17 protein-coding genes are annotated in these 24,647 nt (G+C 54.7%); 13 read left to right on the top strand and 4 right to left on the bottom strand.

What is annotated here, in order from left to right; all coding sequences use genetic code 11:
- Positions 1–708: 708 nt before the first annotated feature.
- Both SNR34_RS30120 and SNR34_RS30115 read right to left on the bottom strand, forming a co-directional pair.
- A complete protein-coding gene (locus tag SNR34_RS30120; RefSeq protein WP_339275244.1) occupies positions 709–1,452 on the bottom strand; it encodes an SDR family oxidoreductase in 744 nt (247 codons plus the stop codon).
- Between the two features lie 283 nt (positions 1,453–1,735).
- Entirely contained in the window at positions 1,736–2,113 is a 378-nt protein-coding gene (locus tag SNR34_RS30115) for a MerR family transcriptional regulator (RefSeq protein ID WP_236413458.1), read from the bottom strand.
- Positions 2,114–2,506: 393 nt separating this feature from the next.
- On the opposite strand from SNR34_RS30115, the gene SNR34_RS30110 reads away from it, so the two are divergent.
- The 9 genes from SNR34_RS30110 (at position 2,507) to SNR34_RS30070 (ending at position 18,569) form a co-directional block, all read left to right on the top strand.
- Positions 2,507–3,721 (top strand): AraC family transcriptional regulator, encoded by a 1,215-nt coding sequence (locus tag SNR34_RS30110; protein ID WP_486180827.1) that lies wholly within the window; start codon positions 2,507–2,509, stop codon positions 3,719–3,721.
- A 49-nt stretch (positions 3,722–3,770) separates the two neighbouring features.
- Entirely contained in the window at positions 3,771–4,820 is a 1,050-nt protein-coding gene (locus tag SNR34_RS30105; RefSeq protein WP_486180826.1) for an ABC transporter substrate-binding protein, read from the top strand.
- A 320-nt stretch (positions 4,821–5,140) separates the two neighbouring features.
- Entirely contained in the window at positions 5,141–6,001 is an 861-nt protein-coding gene (locus SNR34_RS30100) for an alpha/beta hydrolase (protein WP_486180825.1), read from the top strand.
- A gap of 136 nt (positions 6,002–6,137) precedes the next feature.
- Positions 6,138–6,923 carry a 2,3-dihydro-2,3-dihydroxybenzoate dehydrogenase gene (locus SNR34_RS30095; protein ID WP_339275234.1) on the top strand — a complete coding sequence of 262 codons (786 nt, stop codon included), beginning with the start codon at positions 6,138–6,140 and terminating at the stop codon, positions 6,921–6,923.
- A 25-nt stretch (positions 6,924–6,948) separates the two neighbouring features.
- Complete coding sequence (dhbC, locus tag SNR34_RS30090) at positions 6,949–8,280, top strand: isochorismate synthase DhbC (protein ID WP_486180824.1); 1,332 nt, start codon at positions 6,949–6,951, stop codon at positions 8,278–8,280.
- A gap of 2 nt (positions 8,281–8,282) precedes the next feature.
- A complete protein-coding gene (locus SNR34_RS30085) occupies positions 8,283–9,917 on the top strand; it encodes a (2,3-dihydroxybenzoyl)adenylate synthase (protein ID WP_486180823.1) in 1,635 nt (544 codons plus the stop codon).
- Positions 9,918–9,977: 60 nt separating this feature from the next.
- Positions 9,978–10,985: an isochorismatase family protein gene (locus tag SNR34_RS30080; RefSeq protein WP_486180822.1), complete on the top strand. Its 1,008-nt coding sequence runs from the start codon at positions 9,978–9,980 to the stop codon at positions 10,983–10,985.
- Positions 10,986–11,020: 35 nt separating this feature from the next.
- A complete protein-coding gene (locus tag SNR34_RS30075; RefSeq protein WP_486182532.1) occupies positions 11,021–18,226 on the top strand; it encodes an amino acid adenylation domain-containing protein in 7,206 nt (2,401 codons plus the stop codon).
- A 106-nt stretch (positions 18,227–18,332) separates the two neighbouring features.
- Positions 18,333–18,569, top strand: coding sequence for an MbtH family protein (locus SNR34_RS30070; RefSeq protein WP_236413446.1), 237 nt, complete (start codon positions 18,333–18,335; stop codon positions 18,567–18,569).
- Positions 18,570–18,652: 83 nt separating this feature from the next.
- Here SNR34_RS30070 and SNR34_RS30065 read toward each other — a convergent pair whose 3' ends face one another.
- A complete protein-coding gene (locus tag SNR34_RS30065; RefSeq protein WP_236413445.1) occupies positions 18,653–19,357 on the bottom strand; it encodes a 4'-phosphopantetheinyl transferase family protein in 705 nt (234 codons plus the stop codon).
- 163 nt (positions 19,358–19,520) lie between these two features.
- Here SNR34_RS30065 and greA point away from each other — a divergent pair, with 163 nt between their 5' ends.
- The 3 genes from greA (at position 19,521) to rlmN (ending at position 23,076) form a co-directional block, all read left to right on the top strand.
- Positions 19,521–20,000 carry a transcription elongation factor GreA gene (greA, locus tag SNR34_RS30060; RefSeq protein ID WP_236413444.1) on the top strand — a complete coding sequence of 160 codons (480 nt, stop codon included), beginning with the start codon at positions 19,521–19,523 and terminating at the stop codon, positions 19,998–20,000.
- 396 nt (positions 20,001–20,396) lie between these two features.
- Complete coding sequence (locus tag SNR34_RS30055) at positions 20,397–21,752, top strand: sodium-dependent transporter (RefSeq protein ID WP_236413443.1); 1,356 nt, start codon at positions 20,397–20,399, stop codon at positions 21,750–21,752.
- A 238-nt stretch (positions 21,753–21,990) separates the two neighbouring features.
- Positions 21,991–23,076 (top strand): dual-specificity RNA methyltransferase RlmN, encoded by a 1,086-nt coding sequence (gene rlmN, locus SNR34_RS30050; RefSeq protein WP_343261292.1) that lies wholly within the window; start codon positions 21,991–21,993, stop codon positions 23,074–23,076.
- A 156-nt stretch (positions 23,077–23,232) separates the two neighbouring features.
- On the opposite strand, the gene SNR34_RS30045 is transcribed toward rlmN, so the two are convergent.
- Positions 23,233–23,673 carry a GNAT family N-acetyltransferase gene (locus SNR34_RS30045; RefSeq protein ID WP_486180821.1) on the bottom strand — a complete coding sequence of 147 codons (441 nt, stop codon included), beginning with the start codon at positions 23,671–23,673 and terminating at the stop codon, positions 23,233–23,235.
- Between the two features lie 445 nt (positions 23,674–24,118).
- Here SNR34_RS30045 and SNR34_RS30040 point away from each other — a divergent pair, with 445 nt between their 5' ends.
- Complete coding sequence (locus SNR34_RS30040; RefSeq protein ID WP_236413744.1) at positions 24,119–24,586, top strand: MarR family winged helix-turn-helix transcriptional regulator; 468 nt, start codon at positions 24,119–24,121, stop codon at positions 24,584–24,586.
- Positions 24,587–24,647: the final 61 nt, after the last annotated feature.

Here is a 24,647-nt window from a genome sequence, read left to right as displayed (position 1 = left end):
TAGAATTCTAACGCTATAAATTCCCACTTCTCGTTATCAGGCTACATGATCTGGATTCGATAGCTATCTGTCCCTCTGATTCGTGCTACATGGATGGCTATATTGAAACTTAAATCTTGCTTGCTAAGGGAATGTGGCATTGCTATGGTAAATCTATGGTACTACTACATTCGTTCTAATGGGTCTTCCAATTGTTGTCGAATGGATGGGAAATCTGAAAAACTATCACTGAACGACCGATATGCGCGCTTTTCACAGCGTTCAGTATGAAAAAGAGGGCCAACCTGGTTAGTTCAAATGAACGAAGTTGATAAAAAGACATGTGTCATAGTGCCCAATTTCTTCCTCATACCCCTATAGTACCACTTTAAATCAGGGAAGTTAACCACTATTTTGAAATTTTTGTCGCAAAAATTGAAATTAGCGTGAATTTTGACTCTTTATCCTATGAAATGACATGTTCGCGGCTACCGCTGGAATCGTAATTATGTATTTCTTTAGCTTTGTATTTTGGGGTTGTTTGGGATCCAGATTCCCTACTGACATGATACCCCCGATTGATTATCGACGACTGGCTGCTTTAACTTGCAAGGTGTTTTGATCCCAGTCTCATAGACGGGGATCAGTTTTCAAAAATCTTACCAGGTTTTTAGTACAAAGTCCTTCCCGGGCAAGCTTAAACTACTTGCCCTTTTGGCGGTCACAAAGTTATAAGCTTTGAGATGTGGGGCGGACAATCAGTTCATTAATGGTTACGTTAGTCGGCTGCTGGATTGCAAATAGTATCGTTCTCGCAATGTCGCTTGGGTCAAGTTGGCTCCATTCCTGGCTGCCCAATTTCTCCAATGCCGGATAAATGGAGTTATCGGTAATGGTACCGTAGAGCTCGGTCTCCACCGCACCGGGGGAGATGAGTGTTGTCCGAATATTTTGTGTGGATCCCAATTCGGTTCGCATACCTTCTGTTAAAATCCTTACAGCGTGCTTGGTCGCACTATAAATAGAGCTTGAAGGGAAGATGATATGTCCCGCAATGGACGAGAAATTAATGATATGTCCCTCATTACGTTCTTCCATATGTTTGTACACTGCCGCCATGCCATAGAGGACGCCCTTAATGTTCACATCGATCATTCTCTCCCATTCGTCGACTTTCAAATTTTTGAAGAACGAAAGAGGCATGATCCCCGCATTATTAATCAAAATGTCAATTTGTCCATAGACTTTAATCGTTTCATCCGCCAATGCTTCCAGATCAACACGCGAAGTGACGTCAGTCACCTTGTAGCTGGCTTCACCTCCAGCGTTACGGATTTCTTCTTGCAGCTGCTGCAATCGGTCTTCCCGGCGAGCGGCAAGCATGACTTTAATGTTGTGTTGAGCGAGAAGTTTCGCCGTGGCCGCTCCCATTCCGCTGCTTGCACCTGTAATGATTGCTACTTTTGTGTTCATATGTACTTCTCCTTTGTTCTTGGTTTAGCCACTCATCGTTGGCTTGCTTCAAGGTTATCAATTAGAGTTTAATATAAGTCAAGTCTCGAATATTAAATAATTTGAATAGGCGGAATTCCCATAAATTCGTGGTATTTTTGATGATACAGGACATAAAATGGAAATTTTAAGGGGATAAAAGCGCAAAATATATTAGAGCTTACTCTAATATAAGCACCAAAAAAGACGCGTCCCCATCGGGGAAACGCGCTCCATTTTAGAGTGAAATGCTGCAAACCAACATCTAGGGCAGCATCTTGGCCAATCCTTTTTCCTGCATGTCATAAAGTGCCAGTTTGTAATTGATTTGCTCCAAATATTTAATGGTTTCCGAGAGGTCCTTCTCCACTTTTTCCTTGTGCATAAGCATCATTTGTTTACGTATCTCAAGGGTGCTCTCGCCTTCTTGGTATAAATCCACGTATTTCCTGATCTCGGCAAGCGGCATGCCCGTCGCTCGCAGCGCCAAAATAAAATTCAGCCATTCCATACTCTCTTCGTCATACAATCGATTGCCACTCGAATCGCGCTTGACGTATGGCAGAATTCCTTCCCGTTCATAAAATCGAAGAGTATATGGGGTAATTCCGGTTTTCTCCGAAATTTCTTTAATCGTGGACATCGCTTTCTCCTCCAGTCATCAAAGTAAACTCTAACCTTTTTCCTTCATTCATTTCCATATTACTGGCATTAATAGCTGAGATTATTAAAGGGATTCTCCTTTAATGGCGAATTCAACAAACGTTCACCTTGGAGTTTACTGTATGGATTAATATGTATTCAATACAAAATTCACAGAACAATGAAGCCATGGAGGATGAAATCAGCGCGTCCCCCTTTCCTGTAAGCTTCTGATGCTGATGCCATCAGGTGTGTTATTTTTTCCATATATGGATTGACTGAGATGAAAAGAATATGATAATTTTATTGATAATGATTATCATTTTCGTTATGAATGATATCACAGTTTTATCGAATCTTCATACTCATCAAGCAGATCGAAAGGAGTGGCCACATGTTACTGGAGGATGGTTCGCGGTCAGACGGTTCCGTGCCTGCTGCCGGCCGCAGCCCCAAGACGGATCTTGCCAAGGTGAAAGCATATATGGATGAGCACTTCGACCGACCGCTGACGATTGCCGATCTGGCGCAGGAAGCCAGCATCAGCCCGAAATATTTCGTGGATCTGTTCAAAAAGACGTACGGGCAGAGTGCAATGGAGTATTTGACGGATCTCCGGATCAACCGGGCCAAACGTTATTTGAAGGAATCAGGCCACAAGCTGCGGGACATTGCGCTCAAGGTAGGGTATAGCGACGAGTTCTATTTCAGCCGGAAGTTCAAGAAAGAAGTGGGCGTGTCTCCTTCCGATTATGCCAAGACGGCTCGCAAACGGATAGCAATCTGCTCCTCCTGCGTGACGGGACAACTGCTTGCCCTGCAAATCATGCCTGTCGCCGCACCCATTGATCCCAAGTGGACGGCTTATTATTATAATGCGCATCGCACAGACATCGAGTGCCATCTTAAGCTGACAGACCCGTATACGAGCTGGCGGTTCGATGCCAATGTCGAAAGGTTGGTCCACATTCGTCCGGATGCTATTATCGGCACGGACCAGATCAGCGCGGCCGATCAGGACAAATTGAGGAAAATTGCGCCATGCTGCATCGTGCACAGAAACAACCCGGATTGGCGCGGCGAACTACGCACGATTGCCTCGTTCCTTGAGCGGGAGGAACAGGCCAAGCAATGGATTGAACTTTATGATTGCAGGGTGGGCCAGGCACGCGAAGCCGTACAAAAGGAGGTAGGCCGCGAAAAGGTCGCCGTCATCCGTGTTTACGGACAGTATTTATATTTCTATAGCAATCCCGGCATCCGAGAGGTGCTGTACCACGATCTTTGTTTAGATACATTCCCTGACGTAAGGGCAAACGCCCCTTTGACGCTAGAGCAGCTGGCAGAGCTGAATCCGGACCGGATTATGGTGATGGTGTGCCCCGAGGCGGCTTCACGTGCACATTGGCTCAGTTTGCAGCATGCTCCTGCATGGCGCGGGCTCAAGGCTGTGCGTCAGTATAAAGTACACCTGATCGCAGGCGACCCCTGGCTTGATTATTCTGCGGTCGGGGTGATGCGTATGCTGGAAGAAGCTCTGCTGATGTTTACGGGATATTGTCCAAATCGGCATCTGGATACCGTCCATGGCGATTCCCGGGCGACATGACATATAATCCTTCTATCTAAATGAGAATGTTTATCAAGGGGGATGTCCAATGTTTCAACAGAGAAAAAAATCCGTTCATCGGTCGGGTGCTCGCACCTTCTGCAGCACCCGAATCCTGATGTCGCTGGTGTTGATTTTAATGACAGGATTGCTTGCTGCTTGCGGTTCGGGTTCCGAGTCGGACGAGAACCGAAAGGAGCAGCAGACCGCGGAAGCAACCACCCCGGCATCGACGGAGACGGTTGTGGAGGAAGAACAGCCGGCAGAAAAGGCCAGCGAACGAACGGTGCAGGATGAACTGGGACATGATGTCGTAGTACCTGCCAAGGTGGAGCGTGTGTTTGCCCCCTATCTTGAAGACTCGCTGCTGACGCTCGGCGTCAAACCGGTAGCCCAATGGGCGGCAGGTACGCAGGGGCACGTTTATTTGCAGGACCAGTTAAGCGGGGTGCCAACCCTCGATTTCTCCAGCGGATTGCCTTCGCCGGAAGCGCTCATGGCGTACAATCCGGATTTCATCATTTTGCATACGGCCAACTATGCGGAGAACGGCGTTTATGAGAGCTATTCCAAAATCGCGCCGACCTACGTGTTCAACAATGCATCGGGCGATGTGGAAAAATCGCTGGAGATCATTGGTGACCTGCTGGGCAAGACGGCTGAAGCCAAGCAGGCCATCGAAACGTACCATGCCAAGGTGAATGCAGCCAAAGCCGAGATCGCCAAAGTGGCCGAAGGTAAAAAGGCGGCGATCATTCGGTTTGCTCCGCGCGGCATCAGCATGATGGGCGGAAACTATTTCAGCGGCTACGTTGTATATCAGCAGCTTGGTCTGGGTAAGCCTGCTTTGATCGAAACGGAGAACAGCGCGATTGTATCGACGGAAGTGCTGCCGGAAATCGATGCCGACTACATTTTCACCGTGGAACAAGGCGTGGGCAGCATGAAGGAAATGACCGATACCGCCGTCTGGAAGAGCATGCCTGCAGTCAAAGATGGAAAGGTGTACAACGTGGATCCTGCGCCATGGCTTGGCAGCGGGCTGATTGCGTACGGTCACGTCATTGACGACACGTTGAAAGCAGTCACACAGCAGTAACCATCAGGAGAGCTTAAGTTCGGATTGGTCCAAGAGATCTCGTGGACCTTAGCATCGCAAGGTATACAACCAATGGCCCCCACAGCAGAGGGAACGAAGGCATTTTCCGTTCTGTCTGCCTGTGGCCGGGCTTTTTTTCATGCAAGTAAAAGGCACGCATTTGAATCGATCGGATCAAGATATGGAGATAGTCAAAATCATTTCTGGATATCGTCCATGGGAGCTCCTGCATGACTCTCTTATAATTGGTAATGAGAATCAATCTCATATAAACGATCGTTGTCTTATATAAGCCGAATCACAAGGAGGAACCACCTGCAATGACGTTTCAACCCGACTCTTCCCTTACCGGAACCCTTAATCCGATTGCCCGCAGTACCATACTCGTACCGCGTTCCGAACAATGGACCATGACATCGCAATCCGGCAGGCATGCCTACCGAATCATGGTGCACCAACCGGCAGAACCGCCGCCGCCAAATGGTTATCCGGTCATTTATTTGCTTGATGCCAACTCCGTGTTCGGCACGATGGTTGAAGCGGTACGCATCCAAGGCCGCAGGCCGGAAAAGACCGGAGCCCTTCCTGCGATCGTCGTAGGCATCGGCTACGAGACGGCAGGTCCGTTTTCTCCGCATCGGTACTACGACTTCACGCCGCAGGCGACGACGGCGTACACCCACAAGTCGGATGGGACGCCCATTCCGGAACAGGGGGGCGCGGATGCGTTTCTGAATTTTATCGAGCAGGAGCTGAAGCCGGACATTGAGCAGCAGTACCGGATCGATCGCAACAGGCAGGCCATTTTCGGCCATTCGCTTGGCGGGCTTTTCGTGATCCATGCGTTGTTTACGAGGCCGGGTGCGTTTCGGTACTACATTGCAGGCAGTCCATCGCTCCATTGGAACCAAGAGGTGATGCAGTCGGAAGAGCGAAGGTTCGTTGAACGAATGAAGGAGGAGCCGGTCGACGCGAGGGTCTGGATCGGCATGGGGGAGCATGAGAAAACCCATCCCGCGCGAAACAACGACAAGGCCGCCAGCCTTGCCGACCGCTTATCCTCGTTAAAGCTTACGGGGCTGGAGATTAGATATACCGAGTTCGAGGATGAAAACCATGTTTCGGTGCTTCCGTTTCTGATTAGCCGTACGATCCGTTTTGCCTGCAGCCCGGAGAGGTGAGAATTGCGGCGGATGGAGAGTGGCGGAGGGATACACGCAAATGAAGGAACCGATATGAAGAGGGAACACGAGCAGGGATAAGGGCTGCAAATCAGAGCGGGAAGCTGAATCGATACAGAGAAATGGAGGATGTCTGGTGAGTTATACGGGAATCGAGGGCAAAGTGGTATTGGTTACCGGAGCAGCCCAAGGCATCGGTGAGGCCGTAGCCAAGGCGTTCGCTGCACAGGGAGCAGTCGTGGCGGCGGTTGACCTTCAGGCAGGACGGCTTGAGCTGTCGGTTACCGACCTGCGTGCTCAAGGCTGCCGGGCAGCCGCTTATCCAATGGATATCTCCGATCGTATGGCTGTGGAGAATGGCGTTGCTTGCATTGAAGAGGAGCTCGGGCCGATTGGCATGTTGGTGAATGCGGCGGGGATTTTGCACATGGGCAGAGTGGGCCAACTTAGCGATGAGGAGTGGTTGCGAACCTTTGAGGTGAATACGCATGGCGTATTTTACGTATCGCGCGCCGTTGTGGCCAGAATGGCTGCAAGGCGGGGCGGGAGCATCGTCACTGTCGGGTCCAACGCCGCTGCCGTACCGCGAATGCACATGTCGGCGTATGCGGCTTCGAAAGCGGCATCCACCCAGTTTACCAAGTGCCTTGCGTTGGAACATGCACGGGACCATATCCGCTGCAATGTGGTGTCGCCCGGCTCGACCGATACCGAGATGCAGCGTTTATTGTGGAAGGACGAGCATGGCGCAGAAGCGGCCATTGCCGGCTCGCTGGATGCGTATCGATTAGGCATTCCGCTGAACAGGCTGGCCGATCCGGCGGATATTGCCGATGCGGTGCTTTTCCTCTCATCCGACCAGGCCAGACATATCACGATGCATGACATGCGCATCGATGGAGGCGCCACACTTGGTGCTTGAAACCAAATCCAAGGAGATGATGAGAATGTCCAAAGCAAGTGCTGTTGCTGCGACTTCCGCGCTTCGCCTGTTGGAGCAATACGAAGAAGGAAAATCCTTTTTCTGGTCATCGCCGCTGCATACGATGCTGGCTCAAGGAGAATGGAAAAGGTTGTCTGATGCGCCTTCTTCGTCAATAGGGGGCAATGCTCTGGATACGGATGAACAGCCCAATCCCGGCTTGCGGTATGACGAGCCGATTCAAGGTCTGTTGCATCGGATTCAGGGGCTGCTGAACGAGGCGAAGCAGGCAGGGGGAGTAAACCCGGTTGCGGTTGGAGCCATCCCTTTCAATCCGCGGCGTGCTGACGTGGAACTGTATGTTCCCGAAAGCGTGCAGTGGGCGGAGCCGCCTGCAGACTCGGACCGCATGCGCGAGAGGCTGCCGGCAGCAGGGAATTGCAGCATTGAAGAAGAGCCGGCCGCGGCGGTCTATGAACAAAGCGTACGGAGCGTCCTGACCCGTCTGAATGCAGGAGAACTGAGCAAAATCGTTCTGGCACGCACCCTGTGCGTGACGTCGGAGACGCAGGTGGATACGCATCAACTGCTGCGTAACCTCTTTAGGGATAATGCGCATGGTTACACATTTGCCGTCCCGATGCGTAAATCGCAATTACTAAAAAGTATAGTAACAACGGATAATCGCGTCAATAGTGTGAGCGATAAAGACAAGCCACGGACGTTTCTCGGAGCAAGTCCGGAGCTTCTGGTCACCCGGACCGGAACGCGGGTGAGAGTCAATCCCTTGGCGGGTTCGGCTGCACGCAGTGGTGACCCGGAAGAAGATCGACGCCGTGCTGAAGCTTTGCTGGCGTCAGCCAAGGATCGTCACGAGCATGCCGTCGTCATTGATGCGGTTGCGGCTGCATTGCGCCCGCTGTGCAAAGAGCTGACCGTGCCTGAGGAGCCATCGCTCATTCAGACGAGTACCATGTGGCACCTCTCCACGGATATTTACGGAGAGCTTGCCGATGCGGCCACAACATCGTTGGAGCTGGCTTTTGTCCTTCATCCGACGCCGGCCATTTGCGGCACGCCCGTGGAAGATGCCCGCGCTGAAATTCAGGCACAAGAGCCGTTTGACCGGGGGCTGTTCACCGGAATGGTCGGCTGGTGCGACAGCAGGGGCGATGGCGAATGGGCCGTTGCGATCAGGTGTGCCGAAGTGCAAGGTTATCAGCTCCGGCTGTATGCAGGAGCTGGAATTGTCCCTGGCTCCACGCCGGAAGCAGAACTTGCGGAGACTGCGGCGAAATTTGGCACGATGCTGCGTGCGATGGGATTGCAATCAGCAGGAGCTACAAGGGAGGAATGAGCATGCTGCCAGGATTTCAGGGTTGGCCGGAGGAACTCGCGGAACAGTATCGCCAGGCGGGTTGCTGGGAAGGCATCACGTTTGGCGAGATGCTGCATCAGCGCGCGGCATTATATGGCAATCGGGTAGCCGTTATTGGCGACGATGGAGCGTTAACTTATGAAGGGTTGAATGAACGGGTGAATCGGCTCGCCGCAGGGTTTCATGCGATGGGTATTCGAAAGCAGGATCGGGTCATCGTGCAGCTTCCCAACATCACGGCTTTTATTGAAGTGATATTTGCGTTGTTTCGGTTGGGAGCATTGCCCGTATTTGCTCTTCCATTGCATCGGAAAAGCGAAATCGCATATTTTGCCCGCTTTGCCGAAGCGGAGGCATATGTCATTCCGGACATCGACAGCGGTTATGATTACCGCGGGCTGGCCGGAGAGGTTCAGACGGAGGTACCCGGGCTTCGGCATGTCATCGTTGCCGGAGAGGCCGGTCCATACACGGCGCTATCCGATCTGTACGTTGAACCGGTCGCTTTGCCGGAAGCGGAGCGGCCGCTCAGTTCCGATGTGGCCTTCCTGCAGTTGTCGGGCGGCAGTACGGGTTTGCCCAAGATGATCCCTCGCACGCACGACGATTACATCTACAGTCTGCGCAGAAGCGTGGAGGTGTGCGGTTTGAGCCCGGACAGCGTGTATTTGGCCGTACTGCCGGTCGCCCACAATTATCCGCTCAGCTCGCCGGGTATTCTGGGTACGATCTATGCCGGAGGCCGGATCGTGCTGTCCCGCGGCTCCAGTCCGGACGAGGCTTTTCCGCTGATTGACAGGCACCAAGTGACGATCACCGCCCTCGTGCCTCCCTTGGCGCTCGTATGGCTTAACGCCGCGTCCGCGAGAGGGAAGAGATTCCCTTCGCTGCAAGTACTGCAGGTGGGCGGAGCCAAGTTCAGCGCTGAAGTGGCAGGACGTGTGAAACCGGTGCTGGGATGTACCTTGCAGCAAGTGTTCGGCATGGCCGAAGGGCTGGTAAATTATACGCGGCTCGACGATCCCGAGGACGTCATTATCCATACCCAGGGCAAACCGATGTCGCCGTACGACGAGGTGAAAATCGTGGATGACGAGGACGTTGAGGTAGAACAGGGGCAATCCGGGCATTTGTTGGCACGGGGAGCTTACACGATACGCGGATATTACAAAGCCGAGGATCATAATGCCCGTTCTTTTACGGCGGACGGATTCTACCGGACCGGGGATATTGCCAGCTTTACGAAGGATGGATATCTCGTGGTCGAGGGACGCGCGAAGGACCAGATCAACCGTGGCGGCGACAAAGTGGCTGCGGAGGAAGTGGAAAATCACCTGCTGGCGCATGGAGGGGTTCACGACGCTGCCTTGGTAGCCATGCCTGACGATTATCTGGGCGAGCGCTCGTGCGCTTTTATCGTTCCGAACGGAGAAGATGGGGCCATGCCGACAGCGATAGAATTACGTTCATTCTTGCGTGAACGCGGGCTGGCTGCCTACAAAATTCCCGACCGCTTCGAATTCGTGAAGTCTTTCCCCAAGACGGGCGTAGGCAAAGTCAGCAAAAAGGCGCTGCGCGAGCGGTTATTGCACCCATCTTCCTTTGTCCAATCCTAAACGTTGGTCATGCGATCATGGATGGATGAATCCAAATTTATGCTGAAAAGAGGGATATTCATGGGACTACCAGTGATTAAGCCATATGCCATGCCTACTGAATCGGAGCTTCCTGTCAACAAGGTGGCCTGGACGCCGGATGCGAAACGCGCAGTGCTGCTGATTCATGACATGCAGCAATATTTCGTGGATGCTTTTACGGCCGGGGCTTCTCCCGTTACCGAATTGATCGAGCATATAACACAGCTTCGCTCGAAGTGTCACGAGCTCGGCATCCCTGTCGTGTATTCGGCCCAGCCTGGCGGACAGACGGCGGAGCAGCGCGGCTTGCAGCTCGATTTCTGGGGGGCGGGCATCGACGGCGGTCCGGTGCAAAAGCAGGTCATCGAACAGCTGGCGCCTGCTCCGCAGGATACGCTGATGACCAAGTGGCGTTATAGCGCTTTCCAGAAGACCGACTTGCTGGAATGGATGCAGGAGCAGGGGCGCGATCAGTTGATCATCTGCGGCATATATGCCCATATCGGCTGCCTGATGACGTCCTGCGAGGCATTCATGAAAGATATCCAGGCGTTTCTGGTGGCGGATGCGGTCGCCGATTTTTCCGCGGAGAAGCATCGCATGGCACTGACGTATGCTGCCGAGCGCTGCGCGGTCACGCTGACCACGCAGCAAGCGGCCGCTGCGCTGGGCTCATCCGCCGGCACGGTTTACGGTACCGGGGCGAGCAAGGGTAGCGGACAGAGCGGACTGGCAGGCGAGCCGCCCATTGCGAACGCCGAGGTTCTGGACGTACATGCGGCCGCATCGGCGACGCTGCATGAACTGCGGAGCCAGGTAGCGGAAATGCTGCAGGAGCAGCCGGAGCACCTTGGCGACCAAGACGACCTGATCCAGGTGTGGGGATTGGATTCGATTCGAATGATGAGCCTGGCCGAGCGCTTCCGCATGGCGGGCAGAGACGTGAGCTTCGTGGATTTGGCGGAAACCCCGACGCTGGCAGCATGGGCAAGCCTGATGAATGCGGGAGCGCCGCATAAAGTACTGCCGAACGGAGACTACTTTTGAGCCGGGCTGCGAAGCTCTCTCCCCGCCGCAATGCCATGATGCCGTTGTCCTCCGCCCAAGCCGGCATCTGGTATGCGCAGCAATTGCACCCGGATAATCCGATGTACAACACCGGCGAATACGTCGTGATTCAAGGGCATGTGGATGCCGCTTGTTTCGAGGCAAGCTTGCGTCAGGCGGTTGCCGAGGCCGAATCGCTGAACATGGTGTTTGGCGAAAATGAGCAGGGACCCTGGCAGGCGCCAAACGGCGGCTCAGAGGAATGGCCATTCCATGTCATCGACGTACGGAACGAACCGGAACCGAACGAGGCGGCATGGTCTTGGATGAAACGGGATATGGAACAGACCGTCAATCTCGCCGTCGGTCCGCTTTTCGGGGAGGCGCTCTTTCGCATCTCGGACGACTGTTATTACTGGTATCAGCGCGTGCACCATATCGCGATCGACGGTTATGGCGTCTCGCTCCTTGCACGGCGGGTGGCCCAGCTGTACACGGCAATGGTGGACGGCAGGGCAAACGATGAAGCCGTGCAGACTGGAATTTCTTTTGGCCCGCTATGCTCCGTTCTGGACGAGGATGCCGCCTATCATTCATCCGAAGCCAGGGAGCCGGACCGGCAGTTCTGGTTGGAACGGTTCGCCGATGCGCCGGACATCGTGAGTCTCGGCGAAGGCGCGCCGCGAACGGCCGACAGCTTCCTGCGCGAGAGTGCCGTGTTGTCCCACGCGGATCGCGAACGGTTGCAGTCCGCGGCTTCGCGGTACGGCGTAACCTGGCCGGATCTGCTCGTAGCCGCGGCCGCCGTCTACGTACACCGCATGACCGGGACGCAAGACGTCGTTCTGGCGCTGCCTGTCATGAGCCGTTTGGGAACGTCAGCTTTGCGGGTGCCCGGCATGGTGATGAACGTGCTGCCGCTTCGCCTGAACGTGGAGCCGGAACAACGGCTGGACAGTCTCTTGAAGCAGATCGTGCAGGAGATCCGCAACGTGCGCAAGCATCAGCGATATCGTCATCAGGACCTGCGCAGGGACCTGGGACTTCTCGGAGAACATCGCAGATTGTTCGGCCCGATGATCAACGTGATGCCTTTCCATCATGAGCTGAACTTTGCCGGGCAGCCCGGCATGATCCACAATCTATCGACAGGGCCCGTAGACGATCTGGCCATCCATGTGGTGGATCAGGGGCATGGTCATGGACTGCGCGTTGATATGGATGCCAATCCGTTGATCTATGGCAAGCAGGAGCTGCGGTCGCATCAGCTCCGATATTTACGCTTGCTCGACACCATTGTTCAAGAAAACGCCGCAGACCAGCCGGTCGGCAATCTGAATGTACTGCTTCCGGCAGAGCGGAAACAAGTGCTCGAAGGGTGGAATGCGACCGATCAGGGCGTTCCCCAGCTGCATTCGGCAGCCATGGTCGAGCAGCAGGTTCGCCGGACGCCTTCCGCGGAGGCCGTAACCTGCGAGGGCCATACGCTGACGTATGCCGAATTGAACGAACAGGCCAACCGTCTCGCACATGCGCTGATCCGCCGTTTCGGGGCTGGTCCGGAGAAAATCGTGGCTATTGCCCTTCCCCGATCGCTGAATGTGGTCGTAGCAATCCTGGCGGTTCATAAAACAGGGGCAGCTTATCTTCCGCTTGACCCGGATTATCCGATAGATCGGCTGAACTACATGTTGTCCGATGCCGAACCGGCATGCCTGATCACGGTGGAGCACAGTATGCCAGACCGTTTGCGCGATATGCAAGTGTCTGTCATGCGATTGGATGATCCCGCCGTTCAGGCCGAGCTGGAAGAGCAGCCCGACTGTAATCCCGAGCAGGAGGATCGGACAGCTCCGGCATCGTTGGAGAATCCGGCATACATCATTTATACCTCCGGTTCCACCGGCAAGCCGAAAGGCGTAGCCGTGACCCATCGGGGGTTGTCCAACCTGCTTCAGGACATGCGTGTTCGCCTGAAGGTAGGTCCTCATGATCGCTGGATGGGCGTTACCACGATTGCGTTCGACATCTCGGTCATGGAGGTGTTCCTGCCGCTGGTTACAGGCGCGCGGCTCGATTTGGCGCAAAAGGAAACGATTCTTGACCCGGCTGCCCTTGCCCGGCAAATGAGGGAGAAGGGAACGACCATCATGCAGGCAACCCCGACGTTATGGCAGTCGCTGGTGAACAGCCGTCCCGGACGATTTGACGGATTGACGGTCATTACCGGCGGCGAGGCGTTGACGGCCGAGCTGAAGCAAGCGTTGGAGGAGATGGGCTGCCAGGTTAACAACCAGTACGGCCCAACCGAAACGACGATCTACTCCACGGCAGGACGCATGAAGCCGGAGCATTCCGGCAAACCGTCGATCGGCGGTCCGGTCGGGAATACCCGCCTTTACGTGCTGGATCAGGGGCTGCAGCCAGTGGCGCCGGGCGTAGCCGGTGAATTGTACATCGCCGGAGATGGACTTGCTCGCGGTTATCTGGGCAGACCGGACCTGACGGCCGAACGCTTCGTTGCCGATCCGTACGGATTGCCGGGCAGCCGGATGTACCGTACGGGGGACCTGGCCAGATGGCTTCCCGATGGACAGATCGATTATTTGGGACGCGCGGATCATCAGATTAAAATTCGCGGCTTTCGCATCGAGCTTGGCGAGATCGAGTCGGTGATCGCAAGGATTCCGGGCATCGCCCAGGTCACGGTCATGGCGAGAGAGGATCAGCCCGGGCAGCGACGGCTGGCTGCCTATGTCGTTGCGGACGAGGCCTCCGGGCATGTGGAACTGACCGAGCTGCGCAGCCGCGTGGCCGAGGCATTGCCTGACTACATGGTACCGGCTGCATGGATGCAGCTGCCTGAAATGCCGCTGACGCCAAATAAAAAGATCGACCGCAAACGCCTGCCAATTCCATCCGTCCTGTCCCCATCCCAAGGCAGGGACGCGCGGACGCCGCAGGAGCAGATGATCTGCAGCCTGTTCGCGGAAGTGCTTGGCGTTGCCCGAGTCGGCATCGACGACGATTTCTTCGCGCTTGGCGGCCACTCCCTGCTTGCGGGAAGAGTGACGGCACGCGTGCGTGATATATTCGGCGTCGAGCTGAACATCGGCGTCCTGTTCGAGTCTCCGACGGCGGCCGCCCTGGCAAGAAGGCTAGATCATGCCCAGACGGCACGGCCATCCATTCAGCCGATTTCCCGGAAGGGCAGCATTCCGCTGTCTTTTGCGCAGCAAAGGTTGTGGTTCATGTATTGCCTGGAAGGCCCCAGCCCGACCTACAATATCCCGCTTGTGGCGCGGTTGTTGGGCGTTCTGAATGAAGCCGTCCTGCGTGCGTCGCTGCAGGACGTCATCGATCGGCATGAGCCGCTGCGAACGCTATATCCGCGACAACTGGGCGCAGCGAGCCAAAGCATTTTGCCGAAAACCGACGAGCGTACCCGCATTCGATTTGAGACCGTTTCGGCCAAGGAGGATATGCTGCCAGGTTTACTGCTGCAAGCCTCGCGTTACAGCTTCGAGCTGTCGGAGGAAACCTGCCTCCGCGCAACGCTATTCAAGATCGCTCCAAAGGAGCATGTGCTGCTGCTGCTGTTGCACCATATCGCAGGCGACGGCTGGTCGCTATCGCCGCTCTTGCGGGACGTATCCGAAGCATATCGGGCAAGGCTGCTGGGACATGCGCCGGCATGGAGCCCGCTGCGCATTCAATATGCCGATTATGCGGCATGGCAGGGCAGGCTGCTTGGCGACGAACAGCGTGCGGACAGCCTGATCGCGAGGCAGCTGGACTACTGGAAACATCATCTTGACGGTCTGCCGGAGCAGGTGACGCTGCCTACCGATTATGCCCGTCCGGTCGTATCCAGCTATGAGGGCGATACGGTTCCGTTTGCCATCGGCCCTGAGCTTCACGGCCAGCTCATGGCATTGGCACGCGAGAATAAGGTCAGCCTGTTCATGGTGCTGCATGCCGCCTTGAACGTGCTGCTGACCCGCATGGGTGCAGGCACGGATATCGTGATCGGAACGCCAATCGCCGGCAGGAACGACGATGCCCTCGACGAGGTGGTCGGCATGTTCATCAACACACTTGTCCTGCGTACCAGCACTCTGGGTGACCCAACGTTCCGCGAATTGCTGGAACGCGTGCGTACCGTGGATCTGGGGGCATACGAGCATCAGGATCTGCCGTTCGAGCGGCTGGTGGAAGTAATCAATCCTCCGCGTTCCCGCGCCAAACATCCGTTGTTCCAAATCATGCTGGTGCTCCAAAATACGCCGGACACCCCGCTTGATCTGCCGGGAGTTACGGCAGAAACGCTGGTGCATGGCGTTGGCGCATCCAAGTTCGATCTGACGGTCGAATTGACGGAGCAGCGCGGGCATGACGGCTCGCCAGCTGGCATATCGGGCGTGCTGGAGTATAGCACCGACCTGTTCCGCCGCTCCACGGCAGAAGAAATAGCTGTACGGTTGCGGCAAGTGCTGGATCATGCCGCATGGCACGCGGATGCGGCCATCGGCTCCTTCCCGGTGATCACACCGAAGGAGAGGGCTGCGCTCCAGCAAGAATGGGTGAGCCAAATCGATGAAACGGAGCAAGCAAAAGCGACCATTGCCGAACGTTTCGAGGTGCAGGCGGCCGCTCATCCGGACCATGTCGCGCTGATTCATGGGGAGCAGCACATCTCATACCAGGAGCTGAACGATCGTGCCAACCGGCTCGCGAGGCTTTTGATCGCCGAGGGCGTCGCTCCCGAGCAGATGGTTGCGCTCGCGCTGCCGCGGTCCATCCATATGGTGGTCGGCATTCTCGCCGTTCTGAAGGCAGGGGGCGCGTACCTCCCCCTTGATCCGAATTATCCGGAAGACCGGCTGATTCACATGCTGACCGACGCGAATCCCCGCGTCCTGATTGCCATCGGCGGGGTAAGGGCGCTGCTTCCGAACGTCGAGTCGGTGTCCTGCATTCTCATGGACGATGAGGAAACTGTTGAACGATTGAACGCCCAACCAGCTCGTAATGTGTCTGACGACGAGCGTAACGGCCGCATGTCGCCGTTCAGCCCGGCCTACATGATTTATACGTCGGGATCGACAGGCAAACCAAAAGGCGTGGTCATACCCCAGCACAATGTCATTCGGCTGTTGGATGCCACGCAGCATTGGTATCAATTCGATGCAAGCGATACGTGGACCCTGTTCCACTCCTATGCTTTTGATTTCTCCGTTTGGGAAATCTGGGGGCCTTTGTTGCACGGCGGACGCCTTGTCGTTGTTCCGCACGAAATCAGCCGCTCGCCCGCAGCATTCCTTCGTTTGCTCGCCGAAGAGCGGGTAACGGTGTTGAACCAGACGCCGTCCGCTTTCTATCAGCTGATGCAGGCGGATCGCGAGGAGCCTGCCATCGGAAGGGAGCTGTCGCTGCGTTACGTCATTTTCGGCGGCGAGGCGCTGGAACTGGGACGGCTGGACGATTGGTACGCACGCCATGCCGACGATGCGCCGAAGCTGATCAACATGTACGGCATTACCGAAACGACAGTACATGTGAGCTACAAGGAACTGCATCGGGGCAGCGCGGACGAAGGGGCAAGCAGCTGGATCGGTTGTGCGATTCCCGATCTGCGGGTGTACGTGCTGGATGAGCGGCTGCAACCGGTGCCGACCGGAGTCGCGGGTGAGATGTATGTAGCCGGAGCCGGCCTTGCGCGCGGATATTGGAACCGGCCCGAGTTGACTGCAGGGCGATTCATCGCGGATCCGTACGGACCGCCGGGAACCCGGATGTACCGGACGGGCGATCTGGCGAAACGCCTGCATGACGGTTCGCTCGATTATTTGGGCCGCGCGGATCAGCAGGTGAAAATTCGCGGTTTCCGGATCGAACTGGGCGAAATTGAGGCTGTACTGGCCCGTCATGCGAGCGTTGCTCAGGCAGCGGTCGTCGTGCGGGAGGATCAGCCTGGAGACAAGCGCCTCGTCGCGTATGTCGTGCCCGCAGCGGACAACGCATCGCCGCCGGAGTGGGCTGCGCTGCGTCGCCATGCATCGGCAAGTTTGCCGGACTACATGGTGCCGTCGGCAGTGGTTGTCATGCAGGCGATCCCGCTGACGCCGAACGGCAAGCTGGACCGCAAAGCCCTGCCGATGCCGGAGATGCAGCTCGCCGCGGGCGGCAGGGTACCGCGTAATCCGCAGGAGGAGATTCTTTGCGACCTGTTCGCCGAGGTATTGGGCCTTCGCGGTGTAAGCATCGACGACAGCTTCTTCGAACTGGGCGGGCATTCCCTGCTGGCCGTGCGTCTTATGAGCCGAATTCGGGAAGCGCTCGGCAAGGAGCCGGGCATCGGCATCCTGTTCGAAACGGCGACCGTGGCAGGTTTGGCGGAGCGGCTGAAAATGGATGGCGAATCGGGCACAGGTTCGCTTCAAGTGCTGCTGCCGCTCAGACCACATGGGGAGCAGTCGCCATTGTTCTGCATCCATCCTGCCGGGGGACTTAGCTGGTGTTATGCCGGGTTGATGAAGCATCTTGGCATGGATGTTCCGATTTACGGGTTACAGGCCCGCGGCATCGCCCAAGCCGAAGACCTGCCGGCCACGCTGGATGCGATGACGGCGGATTACATCCGCCACGTTCGTTCCATCCAGCCGCAAGGGCCATATCGCCTGTTGGGCTGGTCGCTGGGCGGCAATGTCGCCCACGCCATGGCCGTGCAGCTGCAGGCCGAGGGAGAGGAAGTCGAGCTGCTGGCCATGCTCGATTCGTATCCGAGCCATTACTTGCCGATCCGGGGCGAACCGGACGAGGAAGAGGCGCTGACCGCCTTGCTGGCACTGGGCGGATACGATCCGGACAGCATCGGCGATGCGCCGCTGGACATGTCTACGGCGATGCGCATATTGCGCAGCGAGGGCAGTGCGCTGGCCAGCCTCGACGAGGAAACGATCATGAAGCTGCGCAGGACATACGAAAATTCCGTGCGCATCCTGGGCGAATACAAGCCGTCGCGCTTCGATGGCGAGCTGCTTTTCTTCCGTTCCACCATCATTCCCGATTGGTTCGACCTCATCGATCCCGAGATGTGGAACGAATATGTCGGCGGCGGCATGGAGCGCCACGATATCGATTGCAGGCACAAGGACCTGTGCCAGCCCGGGCCGCTTACGGAGATATGCCGCACACTCGCGGCCAAACTCGATGCACTGGGCAAACGCAGCGACGGCTAAGTTCAGCCGAAGCGGATCTCCGCTCGCCCCTTGGACGGGCGGGGCAAAGCCTTGCGTTTTGAATCCGATCCATTTGCTTTTATACGCTTTAAAGGGGGATACACCTATGACGAACCCGTTTGAACGGGAGGATGGCAACTACGTGGTATTGATGAATGACGAGGGCCAGTATTCGCTCTGGCCGGCATCCATTGAGATTCCGGCGGGCTGGACGATGATGCTGGGCAAGGCCAAACGGCGGGTTTGCCTGGACTATATCGCCGAGCAGTGGACCGATCTGAAGCCGCTTAGCCTATGTGACGAACAGGGCGCGCCTGGTATGGTACACGAGGGTGCGAATTGAGAAGCGCGCCACGAGGAATTTGATTCGCTATCGGCAATGGAACGATTTGAAGTTCAATATGAACCAGGGGAACGATGCGCATATCAACGCACCAGTCCCTCAAGGATTTCTTCCATCGTTACAATCTCCGGTTGTTGCGGAAGCTCTCCCGCGGTCGAGCAGGCTGCCAGCATGTGATTGTCATCCAGACGCTGGCTGAAGAAGCGATACGCCCTGGTTTGGGGACAATGCCAATGCCCGGCTCCGTCGGGCAGGATGGAGAACGACTCCAGCGGCATGGACAACCCTGTGCCAACGGCTTTGATGTAGCTTTCTTTAAGCGTCCATAACCGGTAAAAGGCTTCCAGCCGAGCCGCTGCAGGCAATGTGGCCAAATAGCCGTTCTCTTCTTTAGAGAAAAAACGTTCCGCAATGTGCATGTCGATCGGCGCGATTTGCTCTACATCCACGCCAAGCGGAGCCCGGCCGCCTGAGATAAGTGCGATCCAGCTGCCGGAATGGGAAAGGTTGAACGGCACATCGCCATCCGGATCGCGGGTCAGCAGGGACGGTTTGCCGTAGGCATTCTGCGTGAAGGACAATTCATCCGGTCGCAGCCCAAGCTTTTGTCCCAGCGTGACCCTTGCGAGTACTTCCCCGAGTACTGAGCGGTACGCATCGACCCGATGCACGAAGCGGGCCGCTTTTTCCCGGCGTTCGGAAGAGACTTGAGAGAGAAGCAGGTTCCAATGTTCTTCGTTTAGTACCGCTGGGACAGAGAGAATATGCATGTTCATCGTCATTGTCATATGTCATCACCTAACGGTTGTATTCGGCATACGGAAGCGGCTTTCCTTTAAGGAAATGCCTTCCGTTTTACACGGCCTAAATTCTTTTTCACGGGTATTTTACCCGTTTGGAATGGATATAGGTTAGAATAGAAGAAGAATGCACGATTAGGAGATGTGAAATATGGCTAATGATGAAGTTATTTTGACGCAGGAAGGTTTGCAAAAGCTGGAGGACGAGCTGAGGGAATTGAAGACGGTCAAGCGCAAGGAATTGGCTGAGCGTCTGAAGCTTGCGATCAGTTACGGTGACCTGAAGGAGAATAGTGAGTATCATTCAGCCAAAGACGATCAGGCATTTATGGAAACTCGGATTTTGCAGTTGGAGAAGATGCTGACCAAGGCGCGGGTGGTTTCGGCCGACAACCTGAATTCGGACCGGGTGGGCATCGGTTCTACCGTGGTATTAAATGACATCGAGTTTAAGGAAAAACTGGAGTACCAACTGGTCGGTCCGGCAGAAGCGGACGTGGCGGACAACAAAATTTCCTATGAAAGCCCGCTCGGGAAGGAATTAATGGGCAAAGAAGTGGGAAGCGTCATTCACGTCAATGCGCCGATGGGCATCATCAAATACGAGCTGCTTGAAATCAAAACGGTATGACCTGACTTCTTGGGGGCAAACGACCATCTCTTTGGTTGTTCGCCCCTTCTTTATTGTGGTTTGGTTACATTCGCGGCAACTTGTTGTTTAAAGGCAAGGACATTGACCCACACTGCTTTTGAAGAGGGAACATAACGAGACTCCATATTGCTCTCCGAGAACGAAACACGATCCCGGAGGAAACGGATTGTATTTGACCATGTGGAAAAGAAAATGAGTCGCAAAAAGCGCATCATGGCCAAATTTGGTTAATCTGAATAGAGGGCAAGGCAGCATATTTTTGTGCCAAGTCATTGTAATAAAATAACATTTTGACTTATTTCGATTTTTTGAATGACCTGACACGGAGAGTAGTATATAATAACGAAATAAATTTAGGACAGGTGGAGTAGATACATGAATTTAGGTCATTCCAATTTGGATCCAAACAGCTCCGGCAAGGGAGAACGCTTCTCACGCGCAGGTTTCATCCTGGCTGCGATCGGCAGCTCGGTGGGTTTGGGAAATATGTGGAAGTTCCCTTATATCACGGGGGAAAACGGGGGAGCGGCATTTTTCCTGCTCTTTATCGTCTGTCTTCTGTTGATCGGTCTGCCCGTTCTGCTGGCTGAGCTTGCGATTGGACGCAGCGGCCGCGGAAGCGCCGCTACGGCTTTCATCAAGGCAGGCGGAGGCAAGGGATGGCTGGCTGCAGGATTGCTGCAGGTGCTGACGCCGTTCATCATCTTGTCGTTTTATCTCATCATTGCAGGTTGGACCCTGCATTACGCGGTAACATCCTTTAGCGGAGCCTTGTACAACAATCAGGACTTTGCCGGGCAATTCAGTTCCTTTATGGGCGGATACTTGCCGATCGTTTGGCAGCTCGTGTCTGTTCTCATTACCGGTTTGATCGTTGCCAAAGGGGTATCCGGCGGGATCGAGAAATTCAACAAAGTATTGATTCCGGCGATGCTGGTATTGTTGCTCGTGCTGATGGTTCGCGCATTGACATTGCCTGGAGCAGGAGCGGGAGCATCGTTCTTCCTGAACCCCGACTTCTCGCAATTAACGACCGAATCGGCGCTTGTGGCACTCGGACATGCCTTCTTCTCCCTGTCGCTGGGGATGGGGATCCTGGTCACATACGGCTCTTATGTAGACAAGAATCAATCCCTTGGAGCGGCTACCGTCGCCGTCGGCGCGGGTGACTTGTTATATGCCTTCATTGCAGGGCTGATTATCTTCCCGACGACGTTTTCGTTCGGCATTGCGCCTGACCAAGGGCCATCGCTCATCTTCATCGCTTTGCCTGCGGCTTTCTCGGCGATGCCGCTGGGTTTCTTGTTCGGCGGACTGTTCTTCGTGCTGCTGGCCATTGCGGCGTTGACTTCGGCTGTATCGCTGCTGGAGGTGCCGGTCAAATACTTTATGGAAAGACTGTCGTGGAGCCGCAGCCGCTCCGTTTGGGTGCTTTCCCTCGCTGTCTTTATCGTAGGCATTCCGGCCGCATTGTCGATGGGACTTATGCCGGAGCTGAAAATCAATGGCACGGACGTGTTCAGCTGGATGGACTTCGTTGCTTCCAACATCCTGCTGCCCATTGGCGGATTGCTGGTGACCATTTTTGCGGGTTACTTCTGGAAAAATGCAGCCGAAGCCTCCGGCCTGAACGCCGGCTGGTTCAAAGTATGGCTGTTCATGCTCCGGTATGTAGCGCCCGTTCTTGTGTTCCTGGTATTGCTGCATACGTCAGGCATCATTCATTTTTAAAACCAAGGGCGGGCAATTCGCCCGCACCCTGGACATGTATTGTTCAGTTTTACCAACCATAAAACCTCTTGGAAGAAAAGCGAAAGGCCTTGTGTTCCCTTTGCAATTTTGGGACAATAAGGTGTAGAGGTTTTTTGAGCGAAGCGCAGTCTGTCTCCATATTAGGAAGTTTATCGAAAGACGTTTGGCTTGCGGTTCATCAATAGACCATATGCTTTTGCGAAAAGAGGATAGCATAATGAACAAACCATCCATCTATGGATTAACTTTAGATCAATTGCGTTCCTGGCTGCCGGAGCATGGACAGAAGAAATCCCGTGCTTCCCGGATCTGGGAACATCTATATCAGGAGCGCTCTCGCGATTTTACGGATATGACCGATGTGCGCCAGGAGTGTCTTGACGTGCTGGCCGAGCATTTTACGATGAATTCGGTCAGCGAACACGTGAAGCAGGAGTCGGCCGACGGCACGGTCAAATTTCTGCTCCGCCTTTATGACGGCAATCTGATTGAAACGGTCTTGATGCGGCAAAAATACGGCTTGACCGTCTGCGTAACCACGCAGGTGGGTTGTAACATCGGCTGCAGCTTCTGCGCGAGCGGCCTGATCAAGAAAAGCCGGGACTTGTCTGCCGGAGAGATCGTTGAACAGGTCATGCACGTGCAGCGTCATCTGGATGCGGCCGGCAAAGGCGAACGCGTCACCAATATCGTGGTGATGGGCATCGGCGAGCCGTTCGACAACTTCCAGAACATGTCCGATTTTATCGAAGTGATCAAGGATCGGAAGGGTCTTGCGCTTGCGGCGAAACGCATTACCGTTTCCACAAGCGGACTGCCGGACAAAATCAAGGAGTTTGCCGACAGCAGCCTGCAGGTGAATCTGGCGATTTCATTGCATGCGCCGAACAACGAGCTGCGGACACGGATCATGAAGATCAACCGTGCGTTCCCGATTGAGCAGCTGATGGACGCCGTGGATTATTACCTGCAAACGACGAACAAACGCATCATGTTCGAATATATTTTGCTGCGCGATGTCAATGATCAACGCGAGCATGCGGCCGAGCTGGCCGAATTGCTTTCCAGCCGGAAGAGCATGGTGAGCGTGAACTTGATCCCGTACAACCCGGTCGATGAACACAGCCAGTATCAGCGAAGTACGGAGGAATCGATTCTCGGATTCTATGATACGCTGAAGAAAAACAACATCAATGCAACGGTGCGTATGGAGCACGGCACAGATATCGACGCCGCTTGCGGACAGCTGCGCAGCAAACAGATGAAAAAACAGCAGCCGGGTCAACTGGCGCTGGGGCAGTAGTGTCTGGGCGCATGCCAATGAAGCTGTGACTGCGGGCTTACTGCAAAGGCACTAAAGCGAATAAAACGCCTATGCACTCCACTTTGTAGAAGTAGGTGCATAGGCGTTTTTGCGTTATCTTTGGGCGTATTGTGGCGATTTCGCTCGCGAACAGCCCTAATTCAATGTTTTGGTCATGAGCAAGTGCGGAATGCCATCCTCCAGAAAAACGTCCGAAGCCGGGGCGTATCCAAGTCGTTCGTAGAAGCCGGAGGCCTGTACCTGAGCGTGAAGTTTCGCTTTGGCCAGCCCTTGATCCAAGGACATCTGTTCCAGCTTGTCGATAAGCACTCTTCCAAGACCGTGCTTGCGATATTCCATCATAACACAGATTCGCTCCAGCTTGGCCGTTTGCTCGACAACGCGCAGTCTGGCCGAGGCGGCAGGCTCCCCATCGACATGTACAAGGATGTGACGGGCTTCCGTATGAAGCGCATCGTACTGGTCGAACTCGTCTTCTGCCGGCACCCCTTGTTCTTCAACGAAAATGGCTTTGCGAATGGCAAAGCAGGCTTCCAATTGTTCCTGATTTTGAACTTCTGTCACCGTAGTATTCATGAAAATGTCCCCTTTGGTCGGTAATAACCCTTTTCGGCATGGTACACTGAACTTGTCCTGAAATATCAGCAAGAATCGACATCGGAGCGTATGCATCCTGATATTGCAAGTAAAACAACCGCTAAACGTGGTCTGTCTCCTGTGAGTTGCATCAATCGGATGTTTAGTTATAATATCAGCAAGAATCGACATCGGAGCTTATGCATCCTGATATTGCAAGTAAAACAACCGCTAAACGTGGTCTGTCTCCTGTGAGTTGCATCAATCAGATGTTTAGTTATAATATCAGCGAGAATCGACATCGGAGCTAAAGCATCCTGATATTGCAAGTAAAACAACCGCTAAACGTGGTCTGTCTCCTGTGAGTTGCATCAATCAGATGTTTTAGTTATAACACCAACTATGTTGCGAATGCAACAAAAAGCATAGAAGGGCGTGAATGAGCTTGAAAGAGGTCTTGCGCGAAATCGGCATGATTGCCCGCTGTCTCGATTCCATCAGCAACATCGAGTTTCAGCACCTGAACCTGTCCCGGGGGCAGTACCTTTATCTTTATCGCATCTGCGAAAATCCCGGCATTATCCCCAATCAGCTGGCCGAGCTGATCAAGGTTGACCGGACGACGGCTGCCCGGGCCATCAGTAAACTGGAGTCGGACGGTTTTATCGTCAAGAAGCCTCAGCAGGGCAATAAAAAGAACAAGCTGCTTTATCCCACCGAGGCGGGACTGGAAGCTTGGGAATTCATTCGCCGGGAAGGCGTGCATTCGGACCAGGTTACGCTTGCCGGATTTACGCCTGAAGAGATCGAAACAGCGGTCCGATTGCTGCGCCGGATGCGCCACAATATTGAAGTGGATTGGAAGTTCGTCAAGAAAGGCGGCCGAAGAGCCTACATGGATTCCACCGAATGAAGCCTACACATGCTGAATTACATCCCTTGGGCGTGCGCCGAACTTGTTTCGGGGATGCTCG

The sequence above is a fragment of the Paenibacillus sp. XP01 genome, assembly GCF_057364885.1.
Note: the sequence above shows the minus strand (reverse complement) of the source record. Positions and strands in the feature narration are given on the sequence as shown.

What these genes read in the sequence shown, in the direction of transcription:
- dhbC (WP_486180824.1), top strand. Translation starts at nt 6,949, where the DNA reads ATGTCCAAAGCAAGTGCTGTTGCTGCGACTTCCGCGCTTCGCCTGTTG.
- SNR34_RS30045 (WP_486180821.1), bottom strand. Translation starts at nt 23,673, where the DNA reads ATGAATACTACGGTGACAGAAGTTCAAAATCAGGAACAATTGGAAGCC.
- SNR34_RS30070 (WP_236413446.1), top strand. Translation starts at nt 18,333, where the DNA reads ATGACGAACCCGTTTGAACGGGAGGATGGCAACTACGTGGTATTGATG.
- SNR34_RS30085 (WP_486180823.1), top strand. Translation starts at nt 8,283, where the DNA reads ATGCTGCCAGGATTTCAGGGTTGGCCGGAGGAACTCGCGGAACAGTAT.
- SNR34_RS30120 (WP_339275244.1), bottom strand. Translation starts at nt 1,452, where the DNA reads ATGAACACAAAAGTAGCAATCATTACAGGTGCAAGCAGCGGAATGGGA.
- SNR34_RS30075 (WP_486182532.1), top strand. Translation starts at nt 11,021, where the DNA reads ATGATGCCGTTGTCCTCCGCCCAAGCCGGCATCTGGTATGCGCAGCAA.
- SNR34_RS30080 (WP_486180822.1), top strand. Translation starts at nt 9,978, where the DNA reads ATGGGACTACCAGTGATTAAGCCATATGCCATGCCTACTGAATCGGAG.
- SNR34_RS30115 (WP_236413458.1), bottom strand. Translation starts at nt 2,113, where the DNA reads ATGTCCACGATTAAAGAAATTTCGGAGAAAACCGGAATTACCCCATAT.
- rlmN (WP_343261292.1), top strand. Translation starts at nt 21,991, where the DNA reads ATGAACAAACCATCCATCTATGGATTAACTTTAGATCAATTGCGTTCC.
- greA (WP_236413444.1), top strand. Translation starts at nt 19,521, where the DNA reads ATGGCTAATGATGAAGTTATTTTGACGCAGGAAGGTTTGCAAAAGCTG.
- SNR34_RS30055 (WP_236413443.1), top strand. Translation starts at nt 20,397, where the DNA reads ATGAATTTAGGTCATTCCAATTTGGATCCAAACAGCTCCGGCAAGGGA.
- SNR34_RS30100 (WP_486180825.1), top strand. Translation starts at nt 5,141, where the DNA reads ATGACGTTTCAACCCGACTCTTCCCTTACCGGAACCCTTAATCCGATT.
- SNR34_RS30105 (WP_486180826.1), top strand. Translation starts at nt 3,771, where the DNA reads ATGTTTCAACAGAGAAAAAAATCCGTTCATCGGTCGGGTGCTCGCACC.
- SNR34_RS30065 (WP_236413445.1), bottom strand. Translation starts at nt 19,357, where the DNA reads ATGACAATGACGATGAACATGCATATTCTCTCTGTCCCAGCGGTACTA.
- SNR34_RS30110 (WP_486180827.1), top strand. Translation starts at nt 2,507, where the DNA reads ATGTTACTGGAGGATGGTTCGCGGTCAGACGGTTCCGTGCCTGCTGCC.